Origin of the sequence: Pantoea agglomerans (genome assembly GCF_021397715.1) — a bacterium.
Lineage (GTDB): Bacteria > Pseudomonadota > Gammaproteobacteria > Enterobacterales > Enterobacteriaceae > Pantoea > Pantoea astica.
Map to the genome: position 1 here is coordinate 1106637 of NZ_CP090207.1, position 17738 is coordinate 1124374.

The following is a 17738-nucleotide window of genomic DNA, read 5'->3' on the forward strand; positions in this document are numbered from 1 at the left end:
AGAAAAAGCGCGGCTATTATACGCCCTGACGCTGATCAGACCAGCTTTTTCACCAGCGCTTCGCTGTGCCGGATATGACTGGAGGCGCGTTCCGGATCGTTCTGCACCAGCGCCATAAACAGCAGATCGGTCAGCGCCAGCTGCGCGGTGGTCGAGGAGATCGCCGCGCTGCGGGTACTTTGCTCTTCCGCCACGGTATAGAGGCAGTGACTGGCGCTCTGTTGCAGAGTATTCGGCGTAAAGCCGGTAAAGGCCAGCACGTCTGCGCCGACCTGGGCCGCTTCCTGCGCCGCCAGATTGATCTCGCGTCGCTCACCGGTATAAGAGATAGCCAGCAGCACATCGCCGGGTCCCATCGCCTGTACGCTGGCCAGCAGGGCATGCATATCCTGCTCGGCCACCGCGTTAATACCGATTTTCATCAGCTTCCACGAAAAATCTTTCGCCACCAGTCCGGAGGCGCCAATTCCCACCAGCAAAATTCGCCGGGCATTTTTCAGCAACTGCAATACGTCGTTGAGCTTCTCTTCGCTGTTGATATCCAGCGTGGCGCGTATGGCTGACAGCTTTTCGGTCAGCAATTTTTCTCCCACCATTTTGAGCGGGTCATCGCTGAGAATATGGTTGTGCACGGTAATCGCATCCTTGTCGGCCAGTGACTCGCTCAGGGCCAGTTTCAGCGCCGGAAAACCTTTGTAGCCCAGCTTCTGGGCGAATTTCACCACGCTTGACTGACTGACGCCTGACTCTTCCGCCAGTTTTTGCGAACTCAGATGGCGCGCCCGATCGGGTTGTGACAGCAAAAAATCAGCCAGCCGGCGTTCGTTCAACGCCAGACGGGGATAAAGCTGGCGAATGCGCAGCAATGAACTCATGCCCAATCCTCATGATTCAGGAGTAATTTGCGAAGAATAAACTATTCATCTGGCATTGTAGTCATCGGAATTAAAAATGACAGCCATCGCCGTGCCGCCTGATGATGGCTACAATAGTCTCTATTAACGCAAAATCAGCGAAAAGGAGTGTTGTTTGACCAAGGGTACACAACGTCGCATCGTATTTTTTGACCTGGACGGCACGCTGCACCAGCAGGATATGTTTGGCACTTTCATGCGTTATCTGCTGCGACGCCGGCCGCTGAATCTGCTGCTGGTGGGGCCGCTGCTGCCCGTCGTCGGCATAGGATTGCTGTTCAAAGGCCGGGCGGCGCGCTGGCCGATGAGCCTGCTGCTCTGGTCAATCACTTTTGGTCATTCAGAGCGCACCCTGCTGCGTCTTGAAGCGGAGTTTGCCCAATGGTTTCGTCTGCGGGTCAGGGCTTTCCCGGTGGTGCAACAGCGTCTGACCGACTATCTCGGCAGCGATGATGCCGATGTCTGGCTGATTACCGGTTCGCCGCAGTCGCTGGTGGAGCAGGTCTATTACGACTCTGCGTTTCTGCCTCGGGTAAAACTGATCGCCAGCCAGATGGAGCGCGGCTGGGGTGGACGGGTGCTGGCGATGCGCTGCCTCGGTCATGAGAAAGTGGCGCAGCTGGAGGAGCAAATCGGCACGCCGCTGCAGCTCTACAGTGGCTACAGCGACAGCAAGCAGGACAACCCGCTGCTGTTTTTCTGCCAGCATCGCTGGCGGGTGACGCCGGCCGGCGAGCTGCAACAGCTGGAATAAGTTTCAACACAGCGCGGGAGACCGCTATAATGCGCCGCTTTTCTGTCGCCGGGAGTGGCCTGCATGAATCAACAACACGATGAATACTGGATGCGCCACGCGCTCGGTCTGGCACGCCTGGCCTGGGAGCAGGGCGAGGTGCCGGTCGGGGCGGTGCTGGTACAGGAGGATCGGGTGATTGGCGAAGGCTGGAATCGCCCGATTGGTCAGCACGATCCCACCGCCCATGCGGAGATGATGGCGCTGCGTCAGGGCGGCAAGGTGCTGGAAAATTATCGTCTGCTGAATACCACGCTCTACGTGACGCTGGAGCCGTGCGTGATGTGTGCCGGTGCGATGGTTCACAGCCGGATTACCCGGCTGGTGTATGGCGCGCATGATGTCAAAACCGGGGCGGCAGGATCGCTGCTCGATGTGCTGGGTCATCCCGGCATGAATCATCAGGTTGAATTGCACAGCGGCGTATTAGCAGACGAGTGTGCCGCGATGCTGAGTGATTTCTTCCGGATGCGGCGCGAGCAGAAAAAAGCGCTGCGTCAGGCGCAGCGCCAGGGTTAGTTCATGGCGATGTTTGGTTCGACGGCCGGATAGCCTTTTGCCAGTTCCGCTTGTGCCGCCATCTGCTGCGCCAGGCGTTTCTCCTGCTCCTGCAGATACCCCACCAGACTGATCTGATACTTACGGATGTTCTCCACGTAGTTATACGCTTCGTGCCCGCGCGCGTAGCCGTAGGTGGTCTGCGTGTAGTAACGCTTCTGGCTCAGCATCGGCAGCCGCAGCTTGACGTCAGCCCAACTATCCGGATTGCCGCCCTGGCGGGCCGTCAGTTTCCGTACGTCCAGCATGTGGGCATAGCCCATGTTATAGGCGGCCAGCGCAAACCAGATACGCTCATCTTCCGGGATGGTTTGCGGCACTTTCTCCATCATGTTTTGCAGATACTGGCTGCCGCCGCGAATGCTCTGTTCCGGATCGGTGCGGTCACCCACGTCCAGGCTTTCAGCAGTATTACGGGTCAGCATCATCATGCCGCGCACGCCGGTCGGCGAGGTGGCCTGCGGGTTCCAGTGCGACTCCTGGTAAGAGATAGCGGCCAGCAGACGCCAGTCGATGCTGGTGGCATACTTCTCGAAAAGCGGTTTGATGTCGGGCAGAGTGTTGTCGATGGCGCGCAGGAAGGTGCGGGTATCCACATAATCAAAGGTGCCGACGTGGCCGAGATACTTCTCCTCCAGCCGCGCCATCGCGCCTTCTTCGCCCATGCCGTTAAAGAAGTCGAGCATCGCCGCGTTGAGGCTGTCATCGTCACTGTGCTTAACGTACCAGGTGACCGGCTCCTCATCGGTGACGTCAAACGCCACCGCCAATTGAGGATAGATACGCTGCAGCAGCGCAATGGTCACCGAGTCGCCAATGGTGTAATCGATTTTGCCATCCGCCACCGCTTCCAGCAGCGCTTTCGGACTCTGGTCAGTGGCGATCGCCCAGTCCAGATCGGGGAACTGATTGGAGCGAGCGCTTTTCAGGGTCGAGAGATAGGCCGATCCTGAGGCGACCGTCAGCCGCCCCTTGAGATCGCCGAGGTTTTTCGGGCGTGGCTTATCCACGCGATACACCAGCTGTTGCGAAACGTTGTAGTAGCCGGGCCCGGTGCGATACCGTGCCAGACGTTCGCTGTTGTAATTCAGGCCAGCCGCCAGCACATCCGCTTTCCCCTCATCCAGGTCGTCAAACAGGTCACTCAGGTTCGGGCGAACCGTAACCTTGAGTTTCACGCCCAGATAATCGGCAAAGCGTTTTGCCAGCTCGTAGTCCATACCGGCCGGAGATTGATTTACGGTGTAGTAAGTCAGCGGGGAATTGATGGTGCTGACACGCAACACTCCCCGTGATTTAATCTGTGAAATCGTATCCTGCCCACCGCCATACCACGGGATGGACGGCCACAATGCCATTGCTAACAGCACGGCGACCAGACCGATAAACAGATAATTAAATTTTAGGCGTTTCAAATAGTTATCTCTCGCTGGCTCTAAGGCCTCTGTCTTTTAAAGGCAGTATTTGTCTTCTTTGAACTCCCAGAGCGAGGGGCATTTTGCGCAACAAAGCGAAGCTGAGCAACTCATATAGCAGGTTTTGCGCAAATTTCAGGCAAATCCGGGTTGCCAAAAATTGTGCGCAAACGGTTTCGTCGCGAGGTCGCTTTCTCTATAATACGCCCCGTTTTCCCCTGTTGCGCCCAATGAAGCGTCGCCCGGCGTTTCGAAGACGAGAGATCTTATGATGGAAATTCTGCGTGGTTCGCCCGCTCTGTCGGCATTTCGTGTAAACAAACTGCTGACCCGCTTTCAGGACGCTCACCTGCCGGTGAGTGATATTTACGCTGAGTACGTCCATTTTGCCGATGTCAGCGCGCCACTGAGCGCTGACCAACAGACCCGTTTACAGCGTCTGCTGAAATATGGTCCTTCTCTCGCTGAACATGCGCCACAAGGGCGTCTGCTGCTGGTGACACCGCGTCCCGGCACTATTTCACCCTGGTCATCGAAGGCTACCGACATTGCCCACAACTGCGATCTGCCGCAGGTGCGTCGCCTGGAGCGCGGTCTGGCGTTTTATGTGCAGGCACCACAGTTAACAGAAGCGCAGTGGCAGTCGCTTGGCGCACTGCTGCATGACCGCATGATGGAGACGGTCTACAGCGACCTGGCGCAGGCTGAGCAGCTGTTTGCTCATCATTCCCCGCAGCCGGTGAAAAGTGTCGATGTGCTGGGCGAGGGTCGTCAGGCGCTGGTTCAGGCCAATCTCACGCTGGGTCTGGCGCTGGCCGACGATGAAATTGACTATCTGCTGGCGGCGTTCACCCGCCTGGGCCGCAATCCCAACGACATTGAACTCTATATGTTCGCGCAGGCCAACTCGGAGCACTGCCGTCATAAAATCTTCAACGCCGACTGGGTCATTGATGGCGAGAAACAGCCGAAGTCGCTGTTTAAGATGATCAAAAATACTATGGAGCAGACGCCCGATTACGTGCTGTCTGCTTACAAAGATAACGCCGCGGTGATGGAAGGGTCCGACGTCGGCCGGTTCTTCGCCGACGCCGCAGAAAGTGAATACCGCTGGCATCAGGAAGCGGCGCATATCCTGATGAAAGTTGAGACGCACAACCACCCGACGGCGATCTCGCCGTGGCCAGGCGCCGCTACCGGCTCCGGCGGCGAAATCCGTGATGAAGGCGCAACCGGTCGCGGTGCCAAGCCAAAAGCGGGCCTGGTTGGCTTTTCGGTATCGAACCTGCGTATTCCTGGCTTTGAACAGCCGTGGGAAGAGGATTTCGGCAAGCCGGACCGCATCGTCAGCGCGCTGGAAATCATGACCGACGGCCCTCTGGGTGGCGCAGCGTTTAACAACGAATTTGGACGTCCGGCGCTGAACGGCTACTTCCGTACCTACGAAGAGCAGGTCACCAGCCACAATGGCACCGAGCTGCGTGGCTACCACAAGCCGATCATGCTGGCGGGCGGCATTGGTAATATTCGTGCTGACCACGTGCAGAAAGGTGAAATCACCGTAGGCGCGAAGCTGGTGGTGCTGGGCGGTCCGGCCATGAATATCGGCCTCGGCGGCGGTGCGGCATCCTCAATGGCTTCCGGCCAGTCAGACGCCGATCTCGACTTCGCATCGGTTCAGCGTGACAACCCGGAGATGGAGCGTCGCTGTCAGGAAGTGATCGATCGCTGCTGGCAGCTGGGCGATGACAACCCGATTCTGTTTATCCATGACGTGGGTGCCGGCGGTCTGTCTAATGCGATGCCTGAGCTGGTCAGCGATGGCGGCCGTGGCGGTCAGTTTAACCTGCGCGATATCCTGAACGATGAGCCAGGCATGAGTCCGCTGGAAGTGTGGTGCAACGAATCACAGGAACGTTATGTGATGGCGGTAGCACCGGAGAAGCTGGCGGAGTTCGAAGCGATTTGCCAGCGTGAACGCGCGCCGTTTGCGGTGATCGGTGAAGCCACCGAAGAGCTGCATCTGAGCCTGAGCGACAGCCATTTCGACAATAAACCGATCGACATGCCGCTCGACGTGCTGCTGGGCAAAACGCCGAAGATGACGCGTGACGTGGTGACGCAGCAGGCGCAGGGCAGTGAACTGCAGCGTGATGGCATTACCCTGGTGGATGCGGTGAATCGCGTGCTGCATCTGCCCGCCGTGGCGGAGAAAACCTTCCTGATCACTATCGGTGACCGCAGCGTGACCGGCATGGTCGCGCGCGACCAGATGGTCGGTCCGTGGCAGATCCCGGTAGCTAACTGCGCCGTGACCACCGCCAGCCTCGACAGCTATCACGGTGAAGCCTTTGCCCTGGGCGAGCGCGCACCGGTTGCGCTGCTCGATTTCGCTGCCTCCGGCCGTCTGGCGGTGGGTGAAGCGCTGACCAACCTGGCGGCGACCGCAATCGGCTCGCTGAAACGCGTCAAGCTGTCAGCTAACTGGATGTCGGCTGCCGGTCATCCGGGTGAAGATGCTGGTCTCTACGCGGCGGTCAAAGCCGTTGGCGAAGAGCTTTGTCCGGCGCTGGGCATCACCATTCCGGTCGGTAAAGATTCGATGTCGATGAAGACCCGCTGGCAGGAAGGTAATGAACAGCGTGAAATGACTTCGCCGCTGTCGCTGGTGATCACCGCGTTTGCGCGGGTTGAAGATGTGCGCCGTACCGTTACGCCACAGCTGCAGCCCGATCGGGAAAACCTGCTGCTGCTGATCGACCTCGGCAACGGGGCCAATACCCTGGGCGCCACGGCGCTGTCGCAGGTTTATCGTCAGCTGGGCGACAAGCCTGCTGATGTGCGTGATGCGACTCAGCTGGCGGGCTTCTTCAACGCCATGCAGGCGCTGGTGGCGCAGCAGAAGCTGCTGGCCTATCACGACCGTTCCGATGGTGGCCTGTTAGTGACGCTGGCAGAGATGGCTTTTGCCGGACACTGTGGCGTTGAGGTGGATATCGCGGCGCTGGGCAATGACCCACTGGCCGCCCTGTTTACCGAAGAGCTGGGTGCGGTGATTCAGATCAACGCCGCCGATCGCGCGGTGGTTGAGCAGGTGCTGGCCGATCACGGTCTGGCTGAGTGCAGTCATCTGCTGGGCCACGCGCAGCCGGGCGACCGTTTTGTGATTCGTTCGGGTGATAGCGCGGTCTACAGCGAAAGCCGGACCACGCTGCGCACCTGGTGGGCGGAAACCACCTGGCAGATGCAGCGCCTGCGTGACAACCCGGCCTGTGCCGATCAGGAACACGAAGCGAAGAAGAACGACAACGATCCGGGTCTGAACGTCACGCTGACCTTCAACCCGCAGGAGGATGTGGCGGCGCCAATGATCGCCACCGGCGCGCGTCCGCGGGTCGCGGTGCTGCGCGAGCAGGGCGTCAACTCCCATGTTGAAATGGCGGCGGCCTTTGATCGTGCCGGTTTTACCGCGGTTGATGTGCATATGAGCGACCTGCTGGCGGGCCGTCGCGGTCTGGAAGAGTTTCAGGCGCTGGTCGCCTGTGGCGGCTTCTCGTACGGCGATGTGCTGGGTGCCGGTGAGGGCTGGGCGAAATCGATTCTGTTCAACCCGCGCGTTCGTGATGAGTTTGAGACCTTCTTCCACCGTCCGCAGACTCTGGCGCTGGGCGTCTGCAACGGTTGTCAGATGATGTCCAATCTGCGTGAACTGATCCCTGGCAGTGACCTGTGGCCACGCTTTGTGCGTAACCAGTCGGAGCGGTTTGAAGCCCGTTTCAGCCTGGTCGAAGTGGCCGCCAGCCCGTCGCTGTTGCTGGACGGCATGGCGGGATCGCATATGCCGATCGCCGTTTCCCACGGTGAAGGCTTCGTTGAAGTCCGCGACCAGGCGCATCTGGCTGCTCTGGAGTCGAAAGGCCTGGTGGCGCTGCGCTTTATCGATAACTTCGGCAAAGTGACAGAAACCTATCCGGCTAACCCGAATGGTTCTCCTAACGGCATTACCGCCGTGACCAATGAAAGCGGTCGCGTCACCATTATGATGCCGCATCCGGAGCGGGTGTTCCGCACCGTCAGCAACTCCTGGCATCCGGCAGAGTGGGGCGAAGACAGCCCGTGGATGCGTATCTTCCGCAACGCGCGTAAACAGCTGGGTTAAAATATGCGCTGATAACTTTATTAATAACAACAGGAGGCCACCGTGCCTCCTGTTTTCTTTTCAGGCGGTTGTTGGCAAATGACGACAGAAGTCGCTTTCGGGTGTCGCTACCAGGCGACATTTATCCTGCTGATTTTTATCAATTAATGATTCGCAGTGCCTGGCTGTTGCTGTCAGGCGACAGTTTTGCCTGTTGCAGCGGCTGATAAACGCTGCAACAGGCGCAGGGTTCTGGCAATCTTCTGAAAAATATCACTATTTATTAACTGGCATGAAACTTGCTATACTCTGTCAGCTGCTCATTCACCTGTTTATGATTGCCCCGCCTGGCGGAAAAGAGCTCATAAAAACCGAATGACGCACCAAACGGAGCCTGCCGTCCACCTCATCGATAATCGTTTGCTTTGCAACGTTATCAAACGCCGGACGTCACGTTGAGTAAGGCTCCACCCATTCCTGTGCGATGCCGCTGGCGTCGCCTCTACGGCAGGCCAGTGCGCCTGCCGTTTTCTTGTCTGCCTCTTTCTTCCTGCATCAGAGTCCGCTAGCATCCAGTCAGCAATTTTCTAAGGAAGCGGCCGCGTGAAAAGATGGCGTTTATTTCCCCGTTCTCTGCGCCAGCTGGTGCTGATGGCCTTTGTGCTGGTGCTGTTACCGCTGCTGGTACTGGCCTGGCAGGCGTGGGAGAGCCTCTCCGCCCTGAGCGAACAGGCGGCCGATACCAACCGCAATACCTTTACCGACGTGCGCCGCAGCGAGGCGATGGCCCGCACCGCGGTTGAACTGGAGCGCAGCTATCGCCAGTATTGCGTGCTGGATGACGCCTCACTGGCGCGGCTCTATCAGACGCAACGTACCCGCTACAGTCAGATGCTGAGCGCCCACAGCGACAGCCTGCCGGAACTGCCCGCTTTCCAGACATTACAGGCCACGCTGCCGCTGCTGACGCAACTGCAATGTGATAATGGCAATCCGGTACCGCGTGCCGCCGAAGCGCTGGATCGCTTTTCCGCCACCAATGCCCGGATGGTGCAGGATACGCGTGAAGTGGTGTTTTCCCGCGGTCTACAGCTCCAGCGAGAGATTGCCGATCGCGGCCAGTTTTTTGGCTGGCAGGCGCTGATTCTGTTTATCATCAGCCTGGCGTTAATGCTGCTGTTTACCGGCATGATCATCGGACCGGTTAAGCGGATTGAGCGGATGATCAACCGGCTGGGAGAAGGGCGGGAACTGGGCAGCAGCGTGGTGCTTCGCGGTCCGCGTGAGCTGCGTTCGCTTGGTCAGCGTATCTTATGGCTAAGCGAGCGGCTGGCCTGGCTGGAAACCCAGCGGCATGAGTTTCTGCGCCATCTCTCTCATGAACTGAAAACGCCGTTAGCCAGCCTGCGCGAAGGCACTGAGCTGCTGGCGGATGAAGTGGCGGGATCGCTCAACAGCGAACAGAAAGAGGTAGTATCGATTCTCGACAGTAGCAGCCGCCATCTGCAGCGATTGATTGAGCAGCTGCTGGATTACAACCGCAAACTGGCCGATGGCCCGACCCGGCTGGAAACGGTCAGACTGGATGAGATTGTCGAGCGGGTAGTCAGCGCTCATGCGCTATCGGCCCGAACCAAACTGATGCAGACGGTGCTGGATCTCAGGGCGACGCACTGTCTGGCCGAGCCAACGTTGCTGATGCGGGTGATCGACAACCTCTATTCGAACGCCGTGAACTACGGCAGCGAATCCGGTACCATCTGGCTGCGCAGTCAGCAGCAGGGCGATCGCATCTGGATTGAGGTTGCCAATAGCGGCACGCCGATTCCGCCGGACGAGCAGAAGATGATTTTCGAGCCGTTCTTCCAGGGCAGCCAGCAGCGTAAAGGTCCCGTCAAGGGCAGCGGGCTGGGACTGAGTATTGCCAAAGATTGTCTGCGCCGGATGCAGGGTGACCTGTCGCTGGTCACCAGCGATCGCACCGGCGTCTGTTTTCGCATTGAACTGAACACCACAGCCGGGAATGTCTGACCGATGAAATATTTACCCGCTTTGCTGCTGAGCACGCTGACGACCGTGCTGCTCAGCGGCTGTACCGCTTCTCCGGCCACTTCATCGCTGCCATCCGGTCATCCGGTGGCGGAACCGGAGGTCAAAATAGCCGATTATCTGGCGACCCGTTGCAGTGACGTATGGCAGATTGAGAATCCGGCGGCGCTTGGTAATCCGCTCTACTGGATGCGCGCCATCGACTGTGCGGAACGCCTGTCGCCGGCCGAAGCCCGGGCGGAAGCGCATCGCTGGCCGGCGGAGAGCTGGTCACGCGCCTTTAAGCAGGGCGTGTTAATGGCTAACGGCAACGTAACGCCAATGGAGCGACGCCAGTATGTCACCACGCTTGACAGCTACAGCAGTGACTTTCCTGCTCCGGTGCGTCCGCTTATTCAGCTGTGGCGCAGCAACCAGGCCGCGCAGCTGGACCTCAGCGAAGCGCGCAGCCGTTACGCGCATCTGCAACAAAGCAGTGATGCCCAGCTGGAGGCCATCCGGCAGCAGATGGTCAGGCAGCAACAGCAGCTGAGTGATACGCAGCGTAAGCTGGAGCGCCTGACCGACATTGAGCGCCAGCTATCATCCCGCAAAGCGCCGGATGTCTCTGACAGCAGTCACGGCACCGCACTGCCGCAGGAAGAGGAGCAATAATGGTTAAACAAGCCGCCCGGCTGCTGCTGGTCGATGACGATCCCAGCCTGCTGAAGCTGCTGGGCATGCGTCTCAGCAGCGAAGGTTACCAGGTCACCACCGCCGCCAGCGGTCCGGAAGCGCTGCGCCTGTTGCAGAAAGAAAAAATTGATCTGGTGATCAGCGATCTGCGGATGGATGAAATGGATGGGCTGGCGCTGTTTGGCGAGATTCAGAAACGCCATATGGGGCTGCCGGTGATTATTCTGACCGCACACGGCTCGATTCCGGATGCGGTCTCCGCCACCCAGCAGGGCGTGTTCAGCTTTCTGACCAAGCCGGTGGATCGTGATGCGCTCTACAAAGCGATCGATGAAGCGCTGGCGCAGCAGGCACCCATCAGCGATGACCGCTGGCGCGAAGCAATTGTCACCCGCAGCCCGCTGATGCTGCGGCTGCTGGAGCAGGCGCATATGGTGGCGCAGTCGGATGTCAGCGTGCTGATTAACGGGCAGAGCGGCACCGGCAAAGAGATGCTGGCGCAGGCGATCCATGCCGCCAGTCCCCGTAACGGCAAGCCGTTCATCGCCATCAACTGCGGTGCGCTGCCCGAGCAGCTGCTGGAGTCTGAACTGTTTGGTCACGCCAAAGGGGCGTTTACCGGCGCAGTCAGCGCCCGCGATGGGCTGTTCAAAGCGGCTGGCGGCGGCACGCTGTTTCTCGATGAGATCGGCGATATGCCGCAGGCGCTGCAGGTTAAGCTGCTGCGGGTGCTGCAGGAGCGTAAAATCCGGCCGGTCGGCAGCGATCATGACATCGATATCGACGTGCGCATCATTTCCGCTACCCATCGCGATCTGCCTAAGGCGATGGAGAAAAAAGAGTTCCGTGAAGATCTGTTCTATCGCCTCAATGTGGTGAATCTGAAAATTCCGGCACTGCATCAGCGAACGGAAGATATCCCGCTGCTGGCGAATCATCTGCTGCGTCAGGCAGCGGAACGGCATAAACCGCAGATCCGCAGTTTCTCGGTTGATGCGATGAAACGGCTGATGGCGGCCAGCTGGCCGGGTAACGTGCGCCAGCTGGTCAATGTGGTTGAGCAGTGTGTGGCGCTCAGCGCCTCGCCAGTGATCAGTGATGCGCTGGTGGCGCAGGCGCTGAGCGGTGAAAACAGCGCGCTGCCGACGTTTGCCGAGGCGCGCAACCAGTTTGAGCTGAACTATCTGCGCAAGCTGCTGCAGATGACCAAAGGCAATGTTACTCATGCTGCGCGTCTGGCTGGACGCAACCGTACTGAGTTCTATAAGCTGCTGTCTCGTCACGAACTGGACGCCAGCGATTTTAAAGAGTAGCGTGCGCCGCACGACTGAGGCGGCTGCAGATCGCAAACAGTGATGTGGATTGCGGATATTCGCGCCCGGCAGCGCCAGCAACATTTATACTTGATAAACCCTTCCGACCACGGAGGGAGTGAGAAAAGGGTCAGACATGAAAAAGATTGATGCGATTATCAAACCATTCAAACTCGATGATGTACGTGAAGCCCTGGCTGAAGTCGGCATCACCGGCATGACCGTGAGTGAAGTGAAAGGGTTTGGCCGTCAGAAAGGCCACACCGAGCTCTATCGTGGCGCGGAGTATATGGTCGACTTTCTGCCGAAAGTAAAAATTGAAATGGTGGTCGGCGATGACATCGTCGATACCTGTGTGGAAACCATCATGCGCACCGCGCAGACCGGCAAAATCGGTGACGGTAAAATCTTTGTCTTTGACGTGGCGCGCGTGGTGCGCATCCGTACCGGCGAAGAGGATGAAGAGGCGATCTGAGTTCGCCGGATTAAAAAAGCCCGCTGCGATGCGGGCTTTTTTTATGGCGGAATCACATGCCTTTATGCGGACCGAACAGTTCATAGTGGATGCGTGTATCCTCTACGCCGGCATCACGTAGCTGCGCGATCACATGCTGCATAAAGCCCAGCGGTCCGCACAGGTAGAACTGCGTCTGCGGCGACTGCAGGCGTGCCGCCATAGCCGTGACGTCCATCAGACCCTGCGCATCATACGCACCGGCATCCTGCGGGGCGGGCTGACGATACCAGACCTGCGAAACGAAATCGCTGAGCTGTGCGCCGGTCGCTTTCACTTCGTCAGCAAAGGCGTGCTGCTCGCCATTTTCCGCTGCGTGCAGCCAGCTTACCGGGGCGCGCGAATGGCGGGCCGCCAGCGCATGCAGCATCGCCAGCATCGGCGTCTGTCCGACACCGGCTGAGATCAGCGCCACCGGCGTCTCAGCGTCAGTCTGCAGGAAGAAATCACCGTGCGGTGCCGCCAGCTGCAACTCATCGCCCACTTTACCCGACTGATGAAGCCAGCCGGACACTGTGCCCTGTGCCTCACGCTTCACCGCAATACGGTAATCTTTGCCATTACTCAGGTGGGTCAGGGAGTATTGACGAATCTGATGATGTTCAAAGCTGGCTGGCTGCAGGTGAACCGTCAGGTACTGACCGGGTTCAAACGCCGCTACCGGGCCGCCATCAACCGGAGTAAAGGTGAAACTTTTGATCACCGCGCTCTGTTGTTCAATCGCGCTGATGCGGAAGGTCCGGGTACCGCGCCAGCCGCCCGGCTGCTGCTCCGATGCCTGATAAATTTGTTCTTCACGCTGGATAAACACCTCTGCCAGAACACCGTAAGCGCGTCCCCATGCAGCCAGCACCTCTTCGCCGGGATCGAGCAGCTCTTTGATGGTTGCCAGTAAATTTTCGCCGACGATGGCGTACTGATCAGGCTGAATATTCAGGCTGGTATGCTTCTGCGCAATCTTTTCCACCGCCGGCAGCAGCACCGCCAGATTTTCCAGGTTAGCCCCGTAAGCGCAGATCGCATTAAACAGCGCTTCCCGCTGAGCGCCGTTGCGCTGGTTGTTCATGTTGAAGACGTTTTTCAGTTCGGGATGGTGCGACAACATGCGGTCATAAAAGTGGGCGGTAAGTTTTGGGCCGCAGGCCGCAATCGCAGGCAGCGTCGATTTAACGGTGGCGATGGTTTGTGCATCAAGCATAGGAAGAACCTCACAGGTAAAGTTGCATTTTAAATGCATCTTATAGCTCGTTACGCTGCGCTGTAAATAACCAGACCCCATTTACGGTGATTCCGCTGGCAACTTTTCAGTGCAGGATGAGGAAATCTCCATCACATCCTGAAGAAATTTCCGGCTGCGGTTTCGTCGGAAAAAAGCGTAAAAATCCCGTGCCGCTGCCCAGCCAATCGTTTGCGTAAAAAGAGGGGATTCACCCTACCTTCACCCGATAAAACGGTTTACACTGTGGGCCTTCGCCCCGGTGGGGCTTAAACTGCCGTTAAAAAAGTTAGCTGAGTCAGGAGATGCGGATGTTAAAGCGTGATATGAACATTGCCGATTATGATGCCGAGTTGTGGCAGGCGATGGAGCAAGAGAAAGTGCGTCAGGAAGAGCACATCGAACTGATTGCTTCTGAAAACTACACCAGCCCGCGCGTTATGCAGGCGCAAGGTTCTCAGCTCACCAACAAATACGCCGAAGGCTATCCGGGCAAACGCTACTACGGCGGTTGTGAATATGTTGATATCGTTGAGCAGTTAGCGATTGACCGCGCTAAAGAACTGTTTGGTGCCGATTACGCTAACGTGCAGCCGCACTCCGGTTCGCAGGCAAATTTCGCGGTCTATACCGCGCTGCTGCAGCCTGGTGACACCATCCTCGGCATGAACCTGGCTCACGGCGGACACCTGACGCACGGCTCACCGGTTAACCTCTCTGGCAAACTCTACAACGTGGTCGCTTACGGTATCGATGAAACCGGTAAGATTGACTACGACGAGCTGGCTGAACTGGCAAAAACCCATAAGCCGAAAATGATTGTAGGCGGCTTCTCTGCCTATTCCGGCGTCTGTGACTGGGCAAAAATGCGTGAAATCGCCGATAGCGTCGGTGCCTGGCTGTTCGTTGACATGGCGCACGTCGCCGGTCTGATCGCCGCTGACGTCTACCCAAGCCCGGTGCCACATGCGCACGTCGTCACCTCGACCACCCACAAAACCCTGGCGGGTCCGCGTGGCGGCATCATCCTGGCGAAAAACGGTGACGAAGATTTCTATAAGAAACTGAACTCTGCGGTCTTCCCTGGCGGCCAGGGCGGTCCTCTGATGCACGTCATTGCCGGTAAAGCGGTCGCCTTCAAAGAGGCGATGGAGCCGGAATTTAAAACCTACCAGCAGCAGGTAGCGAAAAATGCCAAAGCGATGGTCGAGGTGCTGATCGCGCGCGGCTACAACATCGTTTCTGGCGGTACCCATAACCATCTGTTCCTGATCGATCTGGTGAGCAAAAACCTGACCGGTAAAGAAGCGGATGCTGCGCTGGGCCGTGCCAATATCACGGTAAACAAAAACAGCGTACCTAACGATCCGAAGAGCCCGTTTGTTACCTCAGGTATTCGTATCGGTACCCCAGCCGTGACGCGCCGTGGCTTCAACGAAGCAGACGTACGTGAACTGGCAGGCTGGATTGCTGACGTGCTGGATAACATCAACGACGAAGCGACCATTGAGCGCACCAAACAGAAAGTGCTGGAAATCTGCAGCCGTCTGCCGGTCTATGCTTAACCGCTAACCCGTTGTGAACGCGCATAAAAAGGATGGCTGATGCCATCCTTTTTTAATGCCTGAAACAGGGCGCTCTGCCAGAGTAGCGTCCACTCTTGCTGCCATGCAGCACTCTTGCTGGAGGGAATATGGCAATCGGCTCCGCCAGATGGCTCGGATTGGGCTACTTCACTTACTTCTTCTGTTACGGCATCTATCTGCCCTTCTGGGGCGTCTGGCTGAAAGGCACCGGCCTTGATGCCGAAAAAATTGGTCTGCTGCTGGGCTGTGGCATGGTGGCGCGCTTTGTCGGCAGCCTGCTTATCGCCTCGCAGGTAAAAAATCCGGCGCAGTTAATTACCGCACTTCGCCTGCTGGCACTGATGACCTGCCTGTTCGCCATCGGCTACTGGGTCGGGCAGCAGTGGATGTGGCTGCTGGCGGTGATGATTGGCTTCAACCTGTTTTTCTCGCCGCTGGTGCCGCTGAGTGATGCGCTCGCCGCCACCTGGACGCAGCAGATTGGCCTGGCCTACGGGCCGGTGCGGCTATGGGGATCGCTGGCGTTTGTCATCAGTTCAGCGCTGACCGGGGTGCTGGTCAGCGCATACTCCTCGCAGGCGATATTGCTGTTGCTGTCAGTTGGCGCGCTCAGCATGCTGGCGGGCATGATGCTCAGGCCTGCGACCCATCCGCAGGGCAATGAACGTCAGGGCGCTGCAGGCGGCGGCTGGGCGGTCTGGCGGGATCTGCTGCGCGAGAATGCGGTCTGGCGCTTTATGCTGTGCGTGACGCTACTACAGGGCGCGCACGCGGCCTATTACGGCTTCAGTGCGATCTGGTGGCAGGAGAGCGGCTATTCCGCCTCGACGGTGGGCTATCTCTGGTCGCTGGGCGTGGTGGCGGAGATTATTATTTTTGCGCTCAGTAACCGGCTGTTCCGCCGCTGGAGCGCGCGCGATCTGCTGCTGCTGTCGGGCATTTGTGCCCTGATTCGCTGGAGCCTGCTGGGCGCCAGTACCGCGCTGCCGCTGCTGATTGTGGCGCAGATTCTGCACTGCGGCAGCTTCACCGTCTGCCATCTGGCGGCGATGCGTTTTATTGCCGCACGCCAGGGCGCAGAGGTCATCCGGCTGCAATCCCTCTACTCCGCGCTGGCGATGGGCGGTGGCATTGCGGTGATGACCATGATTTGCGGCGTACTCTTTACCCATCTGCAGGGGCATCTGTTCTGGGTGATGGCGCTGGTGGCACTGCCTGCGCTGTTTCTGCGTCCGCGTTACGACTCAAGCAAATAACGGATACGCTGCTGATGATGTGCCGTCAGCGGCAGTTCCGCATGGATCAGCGGCGGTGAGAACAGCGGCAGAGACGTCGCGTAAGGGGAAATAATCAGGTCAACCTCGCGCGGCGCGCCATCACGCTGAAAGCTGCTCACCTGCTGGTAGGTGATATTGATCGGCAGCAGGGTGATTTCACGGATCTGCTGCTCGACATCCTGCTCCAGTTGCGGATCTTCACCGGTCAGGATCAGCACCTGCTTCTCCTGCAGCGCGTTTTCCTGCATCAGCCAGGCACCAAAAATCACCGTAATCAGGCTCACCTCTTCCGGCGTAAAAGCGATCTGGTATTCATATTCAAAAGCGCGCAGCGCCAGCTGGGTGGTGCGCAGCAGGCGAGGGTAGAGGCGACTGACATCCAGCGCCACGCTGTTGTCGATGCCGATAGTGAAGTGGGTGCGATCCAGCGCCTGAGCCAGATGGGTATAGAGCTGACGCAGCAGATCGTCGCGGTCGGCGAAGGTCACGGCGGCACACTCCTCAAAGTCGGCAATCAGCTGCACCGTTGCCGCCATTAAGCGCTGCTCGCAGGGATGACGGACCCGATCGGCCGCCGGGGTGTGAATCAGGCTGAACAGCAGCGTCCAGAAATCGGTTTCGCTGATATGCGGTGCCAGATGGCAGCGTTTCCGCCAGTGATGGATTACCGCTTCAGCAGCCCGACGCTCCACCTTGTGCTGCAGCCAGACGCGCTGCGCATCGCTGAACAGTGCCGGCTGGCGCTGGCAAAGACCATATTTCATAAAGATCTGCAAAAAAAGCCGATCGCGCTCGCTGAAGTCGCGGCCCAGCCGCAGCCCACAATGCTGAATTAATGCCTGCAGATTGGTTTCATCATACAGCGCCTTCTCAATCTTCATCACTTTCAGGCGCTGACGTAACGGAGCGGCAAAATGCTCACAGACGAAATCCTGCGATAACCGCAGACTGCGTCGCAGGTTGTGCAGCAAACAGAGGCGCCGATCCAACTCTGTACCATGAAGACGAAAGCTGCCATCCACCATCTGATGCAGTTCCAGCTGGTGGTAGCGCTGTATCTCATTACCCACTTCCGCGATATCCTGTCGGGCAACCGCAGGATCCACGCCATTTAACTGACAGACTTTTTCAAGCGTAAGCACGGGAGTCGGCAGAAACAGCAGTAGTAAAAGATGGCACTGACGCTGTGAACGGGTGAAGAGTGGTGCCAAAGGGGTAGCAGAACTCATCAATCAGATTTCCAGCAGGCTATTTTGAGCTAAGAATAGCTAACCCCGTCAGTCCCGGTGT

13 protein-coding genes are annotated in these 17738 nt (G+C 58.2%); 9 read left to right on the forward strand and 4 right to left on the reverse strand.

Annotation, left to right across the window (positions count from 1 at the left end):
• Window positions 1-35: 35 nt before the first annotated feature.
• The gene (locus LZU96_RS05365; RefSeq protein WP_233987361.1) at window positions 36-875 is read right to left on the reverse strand and encodes a MurR/RpiR family transcriptional regulator; all 840 of its coding nucleotides are present in this window, start codon (window positions 873-875) and stop codon (window positions 36-38) included.
• A gap of 154 nt (window positions 876-1029) precedes the next feature.
• Here LZU96_RS05365 and yfhb point away from each other — a divergent pair, with 154 nt between their 5' ends.
• Both yfhb and tadA read left to right on the forward strand, forming a co-directional pair.
• On the forward strand, window positions 1030-1668 hold the full coding sequence (gene yfhb / locus LZU96_RS05370) for a phosphatidylglycerophosphatase C (protein ID WP_233987362.1): 639 nt from the start codon (window positions 1030-1032) through the stop codon (window positions 1666-1668).
• Between the two features lie 63 nt (window positions 1669-1731).
• Complete coding sequence (gene tadA, locus LZU96_RS05375; RefSeq protein WP_233987363.1) at window positions 1732-2226, forward strand: tRNA adenosine(34) deaminase TadA; 495 nt, start codon at window positions 1732-1734, stop codon at window positions 2224-2226.
• On the opposite strand, the gene mltF is transcribed toward tadA, so the two are convergent.
• The gene (gene mltF / locus LZU96_RS05380; RefSeq protein WP_233987364.1) at window positions 2223-3680 is read right to left on the reverse strand and encodes a membrane-bound lytic murein transglycosylase MltF; all 1458 of its coding nucleotides are present in this window, start codon (window positions 3678-3680) and stop codon (window positions 2223-2225) included. The two genes, tadA and mltF, sit on opposite strands and share 4 nt — an antisense overlap.
• 268 nt (window positions 3681-3948) lie before the next feature.
• On the opposite strand from mltF, the gene purL reads away from it, so the two are divergent.
• From purL to glnB, 5 genes are all read left to right on the forward strand, one after another.
• Window positions 3949-7839, forward strand: a complete 3891-nt coding sequence (gene purL, locus LZU96_RS05385; RefSeq protein ID WP_233987365.1) for a phosphoribosylformylglycinamidine synthase — start codon at window positions 3949-3951, stop codon at window positions 7837-7839.
• Between the two features lie 582 nt (window positions 7840-8421).
• On the forward strand, window positions 8422-9849 hold the full coding sequence (locus LZU96_RS05390) for a sensor histidine kinase (RefSeq protein ID WP_233987366.1): 1428 nt from the start codon (window positions 8422-8424) through the stop codon (window positions 9847-9849).
• 3 nt (window positions 9850-9852) lie between these two features.
• Window positions 9853-10521: a two-component system QseEF-associated lipoprotein QseG gene (gene qseG, locus LZU96_RS05395; protein ID WP_233987367.1), complete on the forward strand. Its 669-nt coding sequence runs from the start codon at window positions 9853-9855 to the stop codon at window positions 10519-10521.
• A complete protein-coding gene (gene glrR / locus LZU96_RS05400) occupies window positions 10521-11855 on the forward strand; it encodes a two-component system response regulator GlrR (protein WP_409520427.1) in 1335 nt (444 codons plus the stop codon). The genes qseG and glrR overlap by 1 nt, the downstream gene beginning before the upstream one ends.
• A 136-nt stretch (window positions 11856-11991) precedes the next feature.
• Complete coding sequence (gene glnB / locus LZU96_RS05405) at window positions 11992-12330, forward strand: nitrogen regulatory protein P-II (RefSeq protein ID WP_003848647.1); 339 nt, start codon at window positions 11992-11994, stop codon at window positions 12328-12330.
• A gap of 52 nt (window positions 12331-12382) precedes the next feature.
• On the opposite strand, the gene hmpA is transcribed toward glnB, so the two are convergent.
• Window positions 12383-13567, reverse strand: a complete 1185-nt coding sequence (hmpA, locus tag LZU96_RS05410) for an NO-inducible flavohemoprotein (RefSeq protein WP_233987368.1) — start codon at window positions 13565-13567, stop codon at window positions 12383-12385.
• A 329-nt stretch (window positions 13568-13896) separates the two neighbouring features.
• Here hmpA and glyA point away from each other — a divergent pair, with 329 nt between their 5' ends.
• Both glyA and LZU96_RS05420 read left to right on the forward strand, forming a co-directional pair.
• Window positions 13897-15150: a serine hydroxymethyltransferase gene (gene glyA, locus LZU96_RS05415; RefSeq protein WP_233987369.1), complete on the forward strand. Its 1254-nt coding sequence runs from the start codon at window positions 13897-13899 to the stop codon at window positions 15148-15150.
• 128 nt (window positions 15151-15278) lie between these two features.
• On the forward strand, window positions 15279-16427 hold the full coding sequence (locus LZU96_RS05420) for a 3-phenylpropionate MFS transporter (protein ID WP_233987370.1): 1149 nt from the start codon (window positions 15279-15281) through the stop codon (window positions 16425-16427).
• Here the strand turns inward: LZU96_RS05420 and csiE are convergent.
• Complete coding sequence (gene csiE, locus LZU96_RS05425; protein WP_233987371.1) at window positions 16409-17677, reverse strand: stationary phase inducible protein CsiE; 1269 nt, start codon at window positions 17675-17677, stop codon at window positions 16409-16411. The genes LZU96_RS05420 and csiE overlap by 19 nt on opposite strands.
• Window positions 17678-17738 lie beyond the last annotated feature (61 nt).